General features: G+C 70.7%; 14 protein-coding genes. 5 read left to right on the plus strand and 9 right to left on the minus strand.

All coding sequences use genetic code 11. The features are described from left to right. Positions 1-15: 15 nt before the first annotated feature. Both ACLJQZ_RS09125 and ACLJQZ_RS09130 read right to left on the minus strand, forming a co-directional pair. Positions 16-684, minus strand: coding sequence for a response regulator (locus tag ACLJQZ_RS09125; protein ID WP_410619603.1), 669 nt, complete (start codon positions 682-684; stop codon positions 16-18). Then, complete coding sequence (locus ACLJQZ_RS09130; protein WP_410619604.1) at positions 681-2,318, minus strand: ATP-binding protein; 1,638 nt, start codon at positions 2,316-2,318, stop codon at positions 681-683. The genes ACLJQZ_RS09125 and ACLJQZ_RS09130 overlap by 4 nt, the downstream gene beginning before the upstream one ends. A 91-nt stretch (positions 2,319-2,409) precedes the next feature. Here ACLJQZ_RS09130 and ACLJQZ_RS09135 point away from each other — a divergent pair, with 91 nt between their 5' ends. Further along, positions 2,410-3,777, plus strand: coding sequence for a cation:dicarboxylate symporter family transporter (locus ACLJQZ_RS09135; RefSeq protein WP_410619605.1), 1,368 nt, complete (start codon positions 2,410-2,412; stop codon positions 3,775-3,777). Between the two features lie 182 nt (positions 3,778-3,959). On the opposite strand, the gene ACLJQZ_RS09140 is transcribed toward ACLJQZ_RS09135, so the two are convergent. Further along, complete coding sequence (locus tag ACLJQZ_RS09140) at positions 3,960-4,361, minus strand: winged helix-turn-helix transcriptional regulator (protein ID WP_410619606.1); 402 nt, start codon at positions 4,359-4,361, stop codon at positions 3,960-3,962. Positions 4,362-4,466: 105 nt separating this feature from the next. Between ACLJQZ_RS09140 and ACLJQZ_RS09145 the strand changes: the two genes are divergently transcribed. Next, positions 4,467-5,885, plus strand: a complete 1,419-nt coding sequence (locus ACLJQZ_RS09145; protein ID WP_410619607.1) for a DHA2 family efflux MFS transporter permease subunit — start codon at positions 4,467-4,469, stop codon at positions 5,883-5,885. Positions 5,886-5,950: 65 nt separating this feature from the next. Here the strand turns inward: ACLJQZ_RS09145 and ACLJQZ_RS09150 are convergent, their stop codons facing one another. The 4 genes from ACLJQZ_RS09150 to ACLJQZ_RS09165 form a co-directional block, all read right to left on the minus strand. Next, complete coding sequence (locus ACLJQZ_RS09150) at positions 5,951-6,391, minus strand: SRPBCC family protein (protein ID WP_410619993.1); 441 nt, start codon at positions 6,389-6,391, stop codon at positions 5,951-5,953. Between the two features lie 7 nt (positions 6,392-6,398). After that, complete coding sequence (locus ACLJQZ_RS09155) at positions 6,399-7,121, minus strand: anti-sigma factor family protein (RefSeq protein WP_410619608.1); 723 nt, start codon at positions 7,119-7,121, stop codon at positions 6,399-6,401. Beyond that, entirely contained in the window at positions 7,118-7,672 is a 555-nt protein-coding gene (locus tag ACLJQZ_RS09160; protein ID WP_247064425.1) for a sigma-70 family RNA polymerase sigma factor, read from the minus strand. Before ACLJQZ_RS09160 ends, ACLJQZ_RS09155 begins: the two co-directional genes overlap by 4 nt. Before the next feature lie 143 nt (positions 7,673-7,815). Next, the gene (locus ACLJQZ_RS09165; RefSeq protein ID WP_326951197.1) at positions 7,816-8,319 is read right to left on the minus strand and encodes a hypothetical protein; all 504 of its coding nucleotides are present in this window, start codon (positions 8,317-8,319) and stop codon (positions 7,816-7,818) included. Positions 8,320-8,540: 221 nt separating this feature from the next. Between ACLJQZ_RS09165 and ACLJQZ_RS09170 the strand changes: the two genes are divergently transcribed. Next, the gene (locus tag ACLJQZ_RS09170) at positions 8,541-9,134 is read left to right on the plus strand and encodes a fibronectin type III domain-containing protein (protein WP_410619609.1); all 594 of its coding nucleotides are present in this window, start codon (positions 8,541-8,543) and stop codon (positions 9,132-9,134) included. A gap of 12 nt (positions 9,135-9,146) precedes the next feature. Here ACLJQZ_RS09170 and uvrA read toward each other — a convergent pair whose 3' ends face one another. Further along, positions 9,147-12,008 (minus strand): excinuclease ABC subunit UvrA, encoded by a 2,862-nt coding sequence (gene uvrA, locus ACLJQZ_RS09175; RefSeq protein WP_410619610.1) that lies wholly within the window; start codon positions 12,006-12,008, stop codon positions 9,147-9,149. A gap of 74 nt (positions 12,009-12,082) precedes the next feature. Beyond that, a complete protein-coding gene (locus ACLJQZ_RS09180; protein ID WP_410619611.1) occupies positions 12,083-13,330 on the minus strand; it encodes an acyltransferase family protein in 1,248 nt (415 codons plus the stop codon). Positions 13,331-13,458: 128 nt separating this feature from the next. On the opposite strand from ACLJQZ_RS09180, the gene ACLJQZ_RS09185 reads away from it, so the two are divergent. Both ACLJQZ_RS09185 and ACLJQZ_RS09190 read left to right on the plus strand, forming a co-directional pair. Beyond that, the gene (locus tag ACLJQZ_RS09185; protein WP_410619612.1) at positions 13,459-14,136 is read left to right on the plus strand and encodes an MBL fold metallo-hydrolase; all 678 of its coding nucleotides are present in this window, start codon (positions 13,459-13,461) and stop codon (positions 14,134-14,136) included. A 116-nt stretch (positions 14,137-14,252) separates the two neighbouring features. Further along, entirely contained in the window at positions 14,253-15,563 is a 1,311-nt protein-coding gene (locus ACLJQZ_RS09190) for a PIN-like domain-containing protein (protein ID WP_410619613.1), read from the plus strand. Positions 15,564-15,624: the final 61 nt, after the last annotated feature.

Genomic DNA, 15,624 nt, shown 5'->3' on the forward strand with positions numbered 1-15,624 from the left:
GCGCCCGTGCCGCTGTCACGCGCGGGTCAGGCGGTACCAGACCTCGGGCCGGCCGACCTGGCCGTAGTGCGGCTCGCGGTAGGCCATTCCGTTGTCCGCCAAGTACTCCAGGTACCGGCGGGCGGTGACGCGGGACGCGCCGATCGCGGCCGCCGCCGCGCCCGCCGACAGGCCTTCCGCCGCTCCGCCCAGCGCGTCGGTGATCGCTTCCAGGGTCTGGACGCTCATGCCCTTCGGCAGCGGCGGTTGCTCGGTCGTGCGCAGCGTGCCCAGCGCCCGGTCGATCTCGGCCTGGCCGGACACCTCGCCGGACGCGTCGCGGAATTCGGCGTAGCGCTCCAGCTTTTCGCGCAGGGTGGCGAAGGTGAACGGCTTGAGGAGGTACTGCACCACGCCGACCGACACCGCGGCCTTCACCAGCGCGAGGTCGCGCGCCGACGTCACGGCGATGACGTCGATCGGCAGCCCGGCCGCGCGCAGCGAGCGGCAGACCGCCAGGCCGTGGGTGTCCGGGAGGTAGAAGTCCAGCAGCACCAGGTCGACCGGCTCGCGCTCGCAGAACCGCAACGCGTCGCCACCGGAGTGGACCACGCCCGCCACGGAGAACCCCGGGAGCCGCTCGACGTAGACGCGGTGCGCCTCGGCGGCCACCGGTTCGTCCTCCACCACCAGCACCCGGATCACCGGCCGGCCTCCTGCCGCGGCAGGCGCACGGTGAACACCGCGCCGCCGTCCCGCCCGACGTCGACCGTACCGCCGTAGCGGCGCACCGCCTGCCCGACGAGCGCGAGCCCGAGGCCGTGACCTTCCCCCGCCTTCGTCGACCAGCCGCGGCGGAAGACGTCGGCGTCGTCGGGGACGCCCGGGCCGGTGTCGGCGACGCGCAGCAGCAGCTCGTCGGCGTCGGAACGGGCGGTGACGACGACCGCCGGCCGGCCGGCGCCGTGGACCGCGGCGTCGATGCCGTTGTCGATCAGGTTGCCGAGGATGGTGACGAGGTCGCGCGCGGCGACGCCGTGGGTCGCGTCGTCGATCATCGTGTCCGGCGTGATCGTCAGCTCCACTCCGCGTTCGCTCGCCTCGGCCGCCTTCCCCAGCAGCAGCGCGGCGAGCACCGGTTCGGCGACGGCGCCGACGACGCGGTCGGTCAGCTCCTGGGCGAGCGCGAGCTCGGCCGTCGCGAACTCGACGGCCTGCTCGGGTTTGCCGATCTCCACCAGGGAAACCACGGTGTGCAGCCGGTTCGCGGCCTCGTGCGCCTGCGACCGCAACGCCTCCGCGAGGCCGCGGGCGGTGGTCAGCTCCCCGGTCAGCGACTGCAGTTCGGTGTGATCACGCAGGACCACAACGGTGCCCTGCGCCCGGCCGCCCGCGCGGACGGCGGTCGTGCTGACCAGCAGCACGCGCGCGTCGGTCAGGTGCAGCTCCTCGGCGCGGGTCTCGGCCGAGCCGAACGCCGTCACCAGCTCGGCGGGCAGGCCCAGCGCGCCCAGCTCCCGGCCGGCCGGATCGGCGTCGAGTCCGAGCAGGACACGCGCGCCGTCGTTGCAGAGCCCGACCTTCCCGTCGCGGCCGACCAGCAGCACACCTTCGCGGACCGAGTGCAGCACGGCTTCGTGGTACTCGAACAGGTTGCTCAGCTCATCCGGCGCGATCCCGCGCGTCTGACGGCGGAGCCGGGCGCTGATCAGCCAGCCGCCGAACGCGCCCACCAGCAGCACGGCGCCGGCGACGCCGAACAGCGGCCAGAGCCGTTCGCGCAGCTCGGCCGAGATCGCCGCGACGGTGATCCCGACGGCGACGAGCGCGACCACCCGCTGGCCGGGGCCGAACACCGGCACGACCGTCCGGATCGACGGGCCGAGTGATCCGGTGTAGGTCTCGGTGAACTCCTGCCCGTGCTGGGGCTGCGCGATGTTCCCGATGTAGTGCTGGCCGATCAGGGCCGGGTTCGGGTGGGTGTAGCGGATCCCGGCCGGGCTCATGATCGTGATGAAGTCGACGCCGGTGTCGGTCTGCACGCGCACCGCGAACGGCTGCAGCGTGACGCTCGGGTTCGGCGTGTCCACGGCGGCGAGGACGGACGGCGCGTCCGCCACGGTCGAGGCCACGGCCCGCACCTGGTCCTTGGCGTTCTGGTCGGTGGCCCGCGACGCGTCCAGGTAGGCGAACGTGATCCCGGCGCCGGCGAGCACACAGAGGACCACCAGCTGCAGCACGAGCAGCTGGCGCGCCAGGCTCCAGCGGGACGACGTCGGGGACACCTCCTCATACCAGCACACCGGGGCCCGGGTGTCCGAACGGGACGGTGCGATCATCGCGCGAACTCAATGAACACAAGTGAGCCGGGTCACCTCGGTGGGCCTACAGTGTGCCGCAACCTGGAACACCCCTGAGCTGGAGGCAACGGTGCCGACCCCACCGACAACCGAGGAGACCCCGCGCAAGCGGGACAAGACCCACTACCTGTACCTGGCCGTGATCGTCGCGGTGGCCCTCGGGATCCTGGTGGGTTTCCTGTTCCCCGGCTTCGCCAAGGGCCTCAAGCCCCTCGGTGACGGCTTCGTCAACCTGATCAAGATGATGATCACGCCGATCATCTTCTGCACCATCGTGATCGGCGTCGGCTCGGTCGCGAAGGCGGCCAAGGTCGGCAAGGTCGGCTTGATGGCGCTGTTCTACTTCATCATCATGTCGACCTTCGCCCTGGCGATCGGCCTGGTCGTCGGCAACATCCTGCACCCAGGCACCGGCCTGCACCTCAACCCGGCCGACGTGAAGAGCGTCCAGAAGTCCGCCACCGGCGCCGAAGGCCCGGTCGACTTCCTGCTCGGCATCATCCCGAAGACCTTCGTCTCCGCCTTCACCGACGGCGAAGTCCTGCAGGCCCTGCTGGTCGCGCTGTTCGTCGGGTTCGCGCTGCAGAAGCTGGGCCCCAAGGGCGCCCCGATCCTGCGCGGCATCGAGCACATCCAGCGGCTGGTCTTCCGCGTCCTGTCCATGATCATGTGGGCCGCCCCGATCGGCGCGTTCGGCGCCATCGCCGCGGTGGTCGGCGCGACCGGCTGGGCCGCGTTGAAGAGCCTCGCCGTGATCATGATCGGCTTCTACGCCACCTGCCTGATCTTCGTCTTCGTGATCCTCGGGATCGTGCTGTGGCTCGGCGCCCGCGTCTTCATCTGGAACCTGCTGCGCTACCTCGGCCGCGAGTTCCTGCTGATCCTCTCGACGTCGTCCTCGGAGTCGGCGCTGCCGCGGCTGATCGCGAAGATGGAGCACGTCGGCGTCAGCAAGTCGGTCGTCGGCATCACGGTGCCGACCGGCTACTCGTTCAACCTGGACGGCACCGCGATCTACCTGACCATGGCGACGCTGTTCATCGCCGCCGCGCAGGACGAGCCGCTGTCGATCGGTTCGCAGATCGGCCTGCTGGCGTTCATGATCATCGCGTCGAAGGGTGCGGCGGGCGTCAGCGGCTCGGGCATCGCGACGCTGGCTTCCGGGCTGCAGTCGCACCGGCCGGAACTGGTCAACGGCGTCGGGTTCATCCTCGGCATCGACCGGTTCATGTCGGAGGCCCGCGCGCTGACGAACTTCGCCGGCAACGCCGTCGCGACCGTCCTCATCGGAAACTGGACGAAGGAGTTCGACCGGGAGAAGGCCGAGCGGGTCTTCGCCGGGCAGGAACCCTTCGACGAGGCGACCATGCTCGACGACCACAGCCACGCGGCCGGGACCGACGACTTCGACGAGGCGGCCAAGGAACCCGCGAAGTAACCCCACCACGTTCGTGCTCACGCCCCCGCTGAGCACGAGCCACGCGGGCCGCGGTGCGAGTTCCCCGACTTCGCACCGCGGCCCGTTTCCATGTCTTCACGGCGTCACTTTCGTAGGGAAAGATGCGTCTGCGGGGCCCTCCGACGCATCTTTCCCTATGAAAGTGACGCCTCCGGCGGTCTTCAGCAAGCAGCGTGGCCGTCGTAGACGACGCGGGCGGCGGCGATCGACTCGCGGTGCCGCTCCGCCCAGCCGAGCAGGCCGTTGAGGGACTGGTACAGCTCCTTCGCCATCGGCGTGGCCTCGTACTCCACGCGCGGCGGGACCGTCGGGTAGACCGTGCGCACCAGCAGGCCGTCGCGCTCGAGGTTGCGCAGGGTCAGCGTCAGCATCCGGCGGCTGATGCCTTCGACCGCGCGCTCCAGCTCGGTGAACCGCACCGGGCCGCGCATGGCCTCCAGCAGGATGCCGATCGGCCACTTCCCGCTGACCCGGTTGATGACCTCGAGCAGCGTGCAGGCCTCGAGTTTCGCCGGGTCCACCTCGGCGACCTGGACAGGTACATCGATGTTCCCCTGGGACATGGAAGTGCCTCCTTCACGGCGTCCCCATAGTCACACATGATGGGCACTGTTACAAGAAGTGCCCTGGAGACGACCAGGGGAAACGCTCGACTGGAGGGGCCTGCCATGGCCGAGAACCGTCCCACCCGATCCCGCGGCCTCGCCTTGGCGGTGCTGTGCGCCGCGTCGCTGATGGTCGTGCTCGACAGCAGCATCGTCGCGGTGGCGCTGCCCGCGATCCAGGCCGACCTCGGCTTCACGGCCGCCGGGCTCGCCTGGGTCGTCACCGCCTATCTGGTCGCCTTCGGCGGCCTGCTCCTGCTCTCCGGCCGGCTCGGCGACCTGCTCGGCCGCCGCCGGGTGTTCCTCGGCGGCCTGGGCCTGTTCACGGCGGCGTCGCTGGCCGCCGGCCTCGCCGGGAACGCGACCGTCCTGGTCGTGTCGCGGTTCGTGCAGGGCGTCGGCGGCGCGCTGGCGTCGGCCGTGGTGCTCGGGATGATCGTCACGATGTACCCGCAGCCGCGGGCCCGGGCGAAGGCGATCGGCGTCTACAGCTTCACGCAGGCCGCGGGCGCGTCCATCGGGCTCATCGCGGGCGGCGCGCTGACCCAGGCGCTGAGCTGGCACTGGACGTTCTACGTCAACCTGCCGATCGGCGCCGTCGCGCTGGTGCTGGCCGTCCGGGTGGTCGAAGCGGACCGCGGCACGGGCCCGCGGGCGGGCCTGGACGCGCTCGGCGCGGTCCTGGTCACCGCCGCCGTGATGCTCGGTGTCTACGGGATCACGTCCGCGGCCTGGGGTGCGCTGGCCGGGTCCGGCGTCCTGCTCGCCGGATTCGTGGTGCGGCAAGCGAAGGCGCGCACGCCGCTGCTGCCGTTGCGGCTGTTCCGCAGCCGCGCGGTCACCGGCGCCAACCTGGTGATGGTCCTGATGGTCGCCGGGATGCTCGGCTTCCAGTTCGTCACCGCGCTGTACCTGCAGCAGGTGCTCGGCCTCGACGCGCTGCGCACCGGCGTCGCGTTCCTGCCGGTGCCGGTGGTGATCGCCATCGCGTCGCTCGGCTTCGCGGGCAAGCTCGCGGAGCGGTTCGGGCCGCGCACGGTGCTGCTGTCCGGTCTGGGCCTGGTGATCGCCGGCCTGCTGCTGCTCACCCGGGTTTCGGTGCGGGGCGGCTACTTCACCGACGTCCTGCCGCCGTTGCTGGTGATGGGCCTCGGCGCCGGCGTGGCGATCCCCGCGTTGATGGGCCTGGCGATGTCGGGTGCCGCGCCGGAGGACTCGGGAGTGGCGTCCGGGCTGATCAACACCACGCAGCAGGTGGGGGCGGCGATCGGCACCGCGGTACTGGCCACGGTGGCCGCGTCCCGCACGGCGAGCCTGGGTGCGGTGGACCACCGCGAGGCGCTGGCGTCGGGCTTCCGGCTGGCCTACGGCACGAGCGCGGGGTTCCTGATCGCGGCGATCGCGCTCGGGGCGGCGGTACTGGCCCGCCGTCCCCGCCGGAGCGCCACCGAGCCGGAGGTGTGCGTCGCCGGTTCCGCGTGAGCAGCGGGCCGGCACGCGTGATCGGGGCGACGACCCGGGTTCTCCCGGCCGGATCGTCGCCCCGCTCACGCGAGGTAGGTGCTCAAGCCCCGGTGACCCCGGCGCATCATCAGCGCGTGGTTCACGCGGAAGAGTGGCCGGGCGACCGTGTCCAGCCGCCGCAGCAACGCCTTGCGCGCGTGGACGTCCTGGGTGATCTCCAGCAGCGTCCCCGCGCCCGTCGCGCGGACGGTGCCGACCAGCACCCCTTCGAGGTCTCCGCTGAGCCTGACCCGCATCAGGCCCGCCCGCTCGTCCTGGTGGTCGCGGTGCATCCGGACGACCAGCCGGAACGGGAGCCGCGAACGGCAGACCAGTTCGGCGGTGTCGTCGTCCACCCGGCGCACCGTGCGGACGTCCGACCACCACCGCGGGTAGCCGGCGAGGTCGGTGACCGCGCCGAACACCCGCTCGGGCGCGGTACCGGGCAGCAGCCAGGAGCTGCTGAACCGGTAGCGCGCGCCCATCACGACCTCACACCTGGGCCGAGACCAGCTTCCGGCCGTCCACCGTGACGATGTCGACCGACTTCACGTCGTCGGGCGCGACCAGCGCGGACCCGTCGAGCGAAAAGCCCTGGCTCTCCCACTTCTCGGACACCTTCCAGCTGCCGGCGGTGACCGCTTGACCTTCCTTGGTCACGACCTGCAGCAGGCACTGTTCCCCGGCCTTGACGCCCTTGACGGCGACGTTGACCTTGACCCAGCCCGCGAAGGGCGCCACCGACGCGGCCAGCTGCACGCCGGTCGTCGGATCCCGCCCTTCGACGCTCTTCGTCCCCGCCGGGGTGTCCGGGGGGAACGCCGGCGCCGCGATACTCGAGTCGGACGTCTGCCGGCCCACGAGCACCCCGCCGCCGAGTGCGGCCACGACCAGCACCGCCGCCGCGACCAGGGCCAGGCCCCGCCGGGACGTCGGCCGCGACGCGGTCCGCGCCGGTGCCGCCGTCTCCTCTTCGCGCACCCGCCGGAGGGTCTTCTGCAGCAGCAGCTCCCCGCCTTCGGGCGGCCCGTCGAGGAACGCCTCGGGCGGCACCTCGTCGAGCGACTCGCGCAACGCCACGAGCTCGTTCAGGTCGAACCTGCACTGGGCGCAGGTTTGCAGGTGCCGTCGTTCGAAGTCGGCCGCCTCCGCCGGGTCGAGCGCCCCGAGGGCGTACGCGCCGAGCTGTGTATGACTTTCGTCCACCGCGTTCACCGCGCCACCTCCGTTCCGCTTCCCGAGATCATCGAGGCTCTGAGAGCCCTGAGTGCGTAGTACGACCTTGATTTCACGGTACCCGGTGCGACGCCCAGTGTTCTCGCCGCTTCGGCCACCGTCCGTCCCCGGTAGTAGATCTCCACCAGGACCTCTCGATGTTCGTTGGACAACCCGTCCATCGCACCGAGCACCGTCATCGAGTCGACCACGCCCTGGGCGTGATCGCGCTCGACGGACGGCGTGGGCACGCCTTCGGCCGGTTCGGCCACTTCCTGTGGCCGTGCCGCCCGGGCTCGCGCCCGGTCGGTGACCAGGTTGCGCGCGACGGTCAGCAACCAGCCGCGCACCGAGCCCTTCCCGTCGTTCTGCAGGTCGTCTGCGTGTTTCCACGCCCGTACCAGCGTCTCCTGGACCACGTCCTCGGCTGCCGCACGATCACCGGTCAGCCTCGTCGCGTAGGCCAGCAGGCTCCGCCCGTGTTCGGCGTAAAGCTGCCGAATCAGGTCTTCGCCTTTGGCCTTCTTCGGCCGCCTGCCTCCGATCGCCACCCTCGTCCTCCCGACGGTGTTCTGAGTCGGCGAGGACAGTACTGCAACCCGCAGCGCCACCGGCGGTGCGTGGGTCGAGCGCAGCGCGACCATGGTGTTCATCGGCTGCCCGTCCTTCCTCGTTCTGCCCGAAACCGTCGGTATCAGTAGCCGGAGCCGCCGGCCGCGGCCGGGGCGGTGATCTTGCTGCCGTCCGGGGCGACGGCGAACCAGGTGCCGTTGACGCCCTGGCCGTTCGCCTGCTCCGGTGCCTTGTCGCCCGAGAACTCGTACAGCGGCCAGCCGTTCAGCGTGAGCTGCTTGCTGCCGTCCTTGCGGGCCAGCGTGCCCACCTGGGTGTCCTGGATGCCCTTGAGCATCGGCGCGGCCTCCCCGGCGAGCACCGGCGGCCAGGTGGCCGCGCACTCACCGTCGCAGGTGGACGTCGGCGGCTGCGACATGTCCTTGTCGAACCGGTACAGCGTCTTGTCGGAGGCGTCCGTGACGACCGCCCCGATTCCCGGTACCGTCGCGGCGGCCAGCATCACGTGGCCGGGCTGGCCGTGTTCCGGACCCTGGGCCCCCGACGCCATGTCGCCACAGGCCGACAGCGGTGCGACGACGGCGAAAGCGGCAGCGCAGACGACGGCCGTCCGGATACGGTTCATCACGTTCTCTCCTCGGTGAGGGCGGCACCGCCGTGCGGCGGACCTCGACACCTCAGACACGGACGCCCGCGGGAAACGGTTCAGCGGGAGTTCGCGCGGTTCGGTGCCGGTGCGCGGGTGGATTGGTGGGTACCGGTGACCGGCACGGCCTTGTCGCCGTGCGGGCGGGTTCCTACGCTGATCACCGTTCCGCCGCCGCCCCCGTCGTCCCGGGAGCCGCCGTGTCCGCGAAACCCCTCGTCCTGGTGGCGCTGCTGGCCGCGGGCTGCGCCGCGACGCCGTCCCCGGCCTCGCCACCGCCGTTCACCGCGACGCTGACCTCGCCCACGGACGTGGTGCTGTCGTGGCCGGACGACGACGCCGCCGGGCACCGCGTGGAGTACGCGAACGACCCGGCGGGGCCGTGGACGACGCTGCAGTTCCTGCCGCCGCACGCGACGAGCTACCACCACCCGGACCTGATCCCGGAGACGCCGTTCTACTACCGGGAGCAGCCGTTCTCGGGCCCGGTGTCGGCCGAGACGACCGCGGGCGCGCCGACGGCCACGGACGCGACGGCGCTGCACGCGGTGGCGGACGGCGACACGGTGACGTTCACCTGGGCCGACCGTTCGGCCGACGAGGCCGGGTTCCTGCTCGAGATCCGCCGCCCGGGCGAGCCGGGCTTCTCACCGATCGAGGTGACGGACCCGGACACGACGACGTGCGCCCTGTCCACCCTCCCGGGTGAACAGGGCTCGGCCTACCGGCTCCGGGCGCTGCACTACGGGCCGCTCTCGCCGGTGGTCCACCAGACCACCGGCAAACAGCGGTGACGCCTACCCGGCCTACTCGGCCGCGAGGACGTGGCGCAGGAACTCGCCGGTGTAGCTGGTCTCGACCCCGGCCACGTGCTCGGGCGTGCCCTCGGCGATCACCGTGCCACCGCCGTTGCCGCCCTCCGGGCCCATGTCGATGATCCAGTCGGACGTCTTGATCACGTCGAGGTTGTGCTCGATCACGATCACCGAGTTGCCCTTGTCGACCAGCCCGTTGATCACGCCGATGAGCTTGTTGATGTCCTCGAAGTGCAGGCCGGTGGTCGGCTCGTCGAGGATGTAGACCGTCTTGCCGGTCGAGCGCTTCTGCAGCTCGCTCGCGAGCTTCACACGCTGCGCCTCACCACCGGAGAGCGTCGGCGCCGGCTGGCCGAGCCGGACGTAGCCGAGGCCGACGTCGACCAGGGTCTGCAGGTGCCGGTGGATCGCCTTGATCGGCTCGAAGAACTCCGCCGCCTCTTCGATCGGCATGTCGAGCACGTCCGAGACGGTCTTGCCCTTGTAGTGCACCTCGAGGGTCTCGCGGTTGTACCGCGCGCCCTTGCAGACCTCGCACGGGACGTAGACGTCCGGCAGGAAGTTCATCTCGATCTTGATCGTGCCGTCGCCGGCGCACGCCTCGCAGCGGCCGCCCTTGACGTTGAACGAGAACCGGCCCTGCTGGTAGCCGCGCACCTTCGCCTCGGTGGTCGCCGAGAACAGCTTGCGGACGTGGTCCCAGACACCGGTGTAGGTGGCCGGGTTGGACCGCGGGGTCCGCCCGATCGGCGACTGGTCGACGCGCACCAGCTTGTCGACCTGGGCCAGGCCGTTGATCCGGGTGTGGCGGCCCGGCACCTGGCGGGCGCCGTTGAGCTTGTTCGCCAGCACGGTCGCGAGGATGTCGTTCACCAGCGTCGACTTGCCCGAGCCGGAGACGCCGGTGACCGAGACGAGGCAGCCGAGCGGGAACGAGACGTCCAGCCCGCGCAGGTTGTGCTCGCGCGCGCCGATGACGGTCAGCTGCCGCTTCTTGTCGATCGGCCGCCGGATCGCCGGGACCTCGATCCTGCGGCGCCCGGACAGGTACTGCCCGGTGAGCGAGTCCTTGCTCTTCAGCAGCTTCTTGTACGGTCCACTGTGGACGATGTGGCCGCCGTGCTCGCCGGCGCCCGGGCCGATGTCGACCACCCAGTCGCTGGAGCGGATGGTGTCCTCGTCGTGCTCGACGACGATCAGCGTGTTGCCCAGGTTGCGCAGCCGGGTCAGCGTCTCGATCAGCCGGTGGTTGTCGCGCTGGTGCAGGCCGATCGACGGCTCGTCCAGCACGTACAGCACGCCGACCAGGCCGGAGCCGATCTGCGTGGCGAGCCGGATGCGCTGCGCTTCGCCGCCCGACAGCGTGCCCGACGCGCGGTCGAGCGAGAGGTACGTCAGGCCGACGTCGAGCAGGAACCGCAGGCGGGCCTGGATCTCCTTGAGCACGGCCCCGGCGATCATCGACTCGCGCTGCCCGAGCTCCAGCTCGTCGAGGAACTGCGACGCCTCGGCGATGGAGAGCCCGCAGACCTCGGCGATCGACATGTCACCGCGGGTCTTGTGCTGCAGCGTGACGGCGAGGATCTCCGGCTTGAGCCGGGTGCCCTGGCAGGTCGGGCACGGCACCTCGCGCATGTAGCCCTCGTACCGCTCGCGCATGTACTCGGACTCGGTCTGCTCCTGGCGCCGCTCGAGGAACGGGATGACGCCCTCGAAGCTGGCGTAGTACGACCGCTGGCGGCCGTAGCGGTTCTTGTAGCGGACGTGCACCTGCTCGTCGACGCCGTGCAGCACCGCCTTCTGGGCGCGCGCGGGCAGCTTGCGCCACGCCGTGTCCATCCGGAACCCGATGGTCTCCGACAGCGACTCGAGCAGCCGGACGAAGTAGTCCGCGCTCTGCCCGCCCGCCCACGGCGCGATCGCGCCTTCGGCCAGCGACAGCTCGTCGTCCGGCACCACCAGCTCCGGGTCGACCTCCTTGCGGATGCCGATGCCGGTGCACACCGGGCACGCGCCGTAGGGCGAGTTGAAGGAGAACGAGCGGGGCTCGAGGTCCTCGATGGCCAGCGGGTGGCCGTTCGGGCAGGCCAGGTTCTCGGAGAAGCCGCGGATGCGGTGCGGGTCGTTCTCCGGCAGGTCGACGAACTCGAGCTCGATCAGCCCATCGGCCAGCCGCAGCGCCGTCTCGACCGAGTCGGTGAGCCGCTGGCGCGAGCTCGACTTCACGCTCAGCCGGTCGATCACCACGCCGATCTGGTGCTTCTCCTGCTTCTTCAGCTTCGGCGGGTCGGTGAGCGGGTGCACCGTGCCGTCGACGACCACGCGCGCGTAGCCCTGCTGCTGCAGGTTCTCGAACAGGTCGACGTACTCGCCCTTGCGGCCGCGCACGACCGGCGCGAGCACCTGGAAGCGGACGCCCTCGTCCATCTCCAGCACCTGGTCGACGATCTGCTGCGGGGTCTGCTTGCTGATCGGCTCGCCGCACTTGGGGCAGTGGGCCTTGCCGGCGCGGGCGTAGAGCAGCCGGAGGTAGTCGTAGACCTCGGTGATCGTGCCCACGGTCGAGCGCGGGTTGCGCGAGGTGGACTTCTGGTCGATCGACACCGCGGGCGAGAGGCCCTCGATGAAGTCGACGTCCGGCTTGTCCATCTGCCCCAGGAACTGGCGGGCGTACGCGGACAGCGACTCGACGTACCGGCGCTGCCCCTCGGCGAAGATGGTGTCGAAGGCGAGGCTCGACTTCCCGGAGCCGGACAGACCCGTGAACACGATCAGGCTGTCGCGGGGCAGGTCGAGATCCACGCCGCGGAGGTTGTGCTCGCGGGCGCCGCGAACAACGAGGCGATCAGCCACGCCAGGGTCCCTTCAGTGTCATTCTCAGCTGGTTGCCGGCTCGGTCGGAGACTGCACGAGTGGCGGCCTCCATGCTACGAGCCACCACCGACAAAAACCGGCTCCGAGTCCGTGACCTGCGGTTCTTCCGGGTTTCGACGGCGATCCCGGCGAGCGGTGAGCCACCGGTGGACCGGTCGTTCGACGCCCGCGGTGATCGCCCAGCCCGCCAGCACGGCGGCGGCCACGACCGCGGGGAGCCGCAGCCAGCCGGGGACGCCGAGGTTGATCAGGGCGCGCGCCAGGATGTAACCCAGTTCCTGGTGCACCAGATAAAGACCATACGAGATGCCCGCGAGCCAGGTGACGGCCGGGGCGATCCGGCGCAGCCCGGGGAAGCGCCAGTCCGGCCCGCGCGCGGCGAGGCAGACGCCTGCGAGCAGCACGGCGAACCCGATCGTGGACGGCCAGCGCTGGGCGTCCTGCGGCAGCGCGCGGTGGAACGGGAACACCTGCAGGTCCTGCGCCACGCAGGTGGCGAGCACGAACAGCGCGACGTGCCAGTGCGCGAGCCGCTCCTTCGACCACAGCCAGAGAGCGGCGCCGATGGCGAAGACGTGCGCCCGGTGCAGGCCCAGGCCGTAGAAGACGGAGTCGACGACCTTCTGGTGCGTGGACGGCTCCAGCGACGGCGGGACGATCGCGAACCGGATCACCAGCGGCACCAGGATCAGCGCCCACAGCAGCCCGACGGTCACCCGGTGTGTCCGCCACGCCCGCGGCCACAGCAGCGCCGCGCAGGCGAAGGCCGCGAGCTGCACGGGGAGTGTCCAGTAGGAGCCGTCGAGGTAGTAGAACCACTCGAAGCGGTAACCCCATTCGGGGACCATGCCCAGGTTGGCGAGCAGGTCGGCCCAGGTGGGGATGTACCACGGCGAGGGGTCCGTCGGCAGGCCCTGCGGCACGCCGAAGAGGAAGCCGGTCAGGCCCGGCGGGAACGGCAGCCCGCTGAAGCGGATGGCGGCGTACCGCGTCACCAGGTAGGTGACGAGCACCGCGACCAGGTAGGCGGGCACGAGCCGCGCGACCCGGTTCCACAGCCACCGGCGCGGATGGCCCTTGCGGAGGCTCGCGCACACGAAGAACGCGGAGATCACCAGGAGGATCGCCGCCCCGAACTGCGCGGTCACCCGGATGGGGTACCCCGTGAGCTCCGGGTGCAGAAGTGCACCCTGGTGGGTGACATGTCCGAGGATCACCGCGAGGACGGCGAAGACGCGCAGGAGGTCCCAGCTGATCCGGCGTACGCCTCGCACCGGGGTCGGCGTCGGAGTCGTCGGCACGGTCTTCCCTGGGTCGGCACGGGTCGGCACGGGGTCGGCTTGCGGGGCTCCGGCGAGCCTACGGGGCGAGGTGAGCGCGCGCTTGTGCGGGTGGAACCGCTTGCGGTGCCCCGACTACCGTGTGCGGGGTGAACATCGTGGAGACCTACACCGGGCACGTCGACCCGGGCGGCGACGCCTCCCGGCGGACCCTGGACGCGCTGACCATCACCAAGCTGTCCGTCGGCCCGATGGACAACAACGCGTACCTGCTGGTGTGCCGGGCAGACAACGATGCCCTGCTCATCGACGCGGCGAGCGACCCCGAGCGCATCTCCGACCTGATCGGCCACGGCCCGGACCGGCCGGCCCTGCGCACGGTCGTCACGACCCACCAGCACCAGGACCACTGGCAGGCCCTGGGCGCGGTGGCCGGCGCGAACGGCTCGAACACCGCGGCGCACCCGCTGGACGCTTCGCCGTTGCCGGTGCCGCCGGACTTCCTGGTGGAGCACGGAGACACGCTTACGGTGGGCCAGATCACCCTTTCGGTGATCCACCTGCGCGGCCACACGCCGGGCTCGATCGCCCTGCTGTACCGCGACCCGGCGGGCCACCCGCACCTGTTCACCGGAGACTCGCTGTTCCCGGGCGGCGTCGGCCGGACGACGTCCCCGGAGGACTTCTCGTCACTGGTGGACGACGTGTCGTCGCGGATCTTCGACGAACTGCCGGACGACACCTGGTTCTACCCGGGCCACGGCGACGACTCGACACTGGGCGCGGAGCGCCCGAAGCTGGCCGAATGGCGCGAACGCGGCTGGTGAGCCGAGGATCTTCCCGAACGGGGCCGCCTACCTGATGGGCGGCCCCACCTGCTCCAACCGGGTAGAAATCACCGGGATCGCTTCTCGCACAGTTCTCCGTCGAGCAGAGTCGCCTCATGAACGGGCTGTACGACGGGGAATTCACCGGGTTCAAGATCGCGTCTCCGGAGGAGATCGACACCGCGCTCCGCGAGGCGGTAGTCGCCGTCGACGCCAATGTGCTCCTCGATTTGTACCGATTCCGGCCGCAAACGTCGCAGGACCTCATCAACACCCTGAAGAGCCTCGACGATCGGCTGGTCGTGCCGCACCAGGCGCTGCGCGAGTTCTGGCGCCACCGGCAGCGCTCCCAGGGCAGTCCCCGAGGAGCGACGAAGACGGCCACGGACGCCCTCGCCAAGTCGGGCCGGTCCATGTGCGATGCCCTGACGACCTGGGCGAAGGCGGTCGGTGTCGACGACGACGAGCTGTCCGACCTGGCCTCGCGGGTCGACGGCTTCATCGACACCCTCAGGGGCGAACTCCAGGACGTGCTCGACGGCGCGGACGCCGACCGGGGCGGCGATCCGATCCTGGAGCAATTGGAAGAACTCCTCGCCGGCCGGGTCACCGCACCGCTGGAAACCGACGAGTGGACGGAATGCATGGCGGAGGCCAACCGGCGCATCGAAAGCGAAGAACCTCCAGGCTACAAAGACGCGGGCAAACAAGACAATGACACACCCGAGGGTGGCGCCGGCGACTACCTCGTCTGGTACCAAGCAACCCGGTACGGAAAAGAAAAATCCAAAGACCTCCTTCTCGTCACCCGCGACGAAAAAGAAGACTGGTGGTGGCGCGAGCAGTCGGATTTCGTCGGCCCCCGCCCCGAACTGACCCTGGAGTACCACCAGCTGACCGGCCGGCGCCTGTTCCTGCTCCGCCCGGCGGACCTGCTCGCGCGCGCATCCGTTCTGGAAGTCGAGGTCGACCAGGCGTCGTCCGTGGACGCCGGCCGAGTCGCCGAGAGCGACGAAGAACCGCCGGCCGAACTCTGGACCTTGCCGGCCCTGGCCGCGCTCCTGGAGCGGCTCGACCGGGAAGCTCCCGTACAAGCGGCCGCGCTCCGGCTCGCGACGCCTGACCAGAACGGGCGGGTGAGCCGCGAAAAGGTCTACGAACTGGGCGGTTACGCGGACGACCGCATGCTGCGCGGGTTCACCCGGCCGGTCCGCCGCCTGACGGCGACCTTGCAAGGGGAGGGCGCGGTGCCGACCCGGGTCGCGCCGGTCTTCGTCGCCCGCTACCCGGACGGGGTGAAGGCCTCGTACTTCGGGGTACCGGCCGAAGTACCGGCATTGCTCGAAGAACTGTCCTCGCCCTCCCCGAACCCAGCTGACGAACCGCCCTCGTCCGACGGACCCGACACGTTCGGAGCAGCCGGGTAACGCTTGGGCCGCCGATCCCGGACACCGGGCAACTCCCCGGACGAACCGGGCGTCCCCCGCA

The sequence above is a fragment of the Amycolatopsis sp. cmx-8-4 genome (assembly GCF_046548675.1).
GTDB lineage: Bacteria > Actinomycetota > Actinomycetes > Mycobacteriales > Pseudonocardiaceae > Amycolatopsis.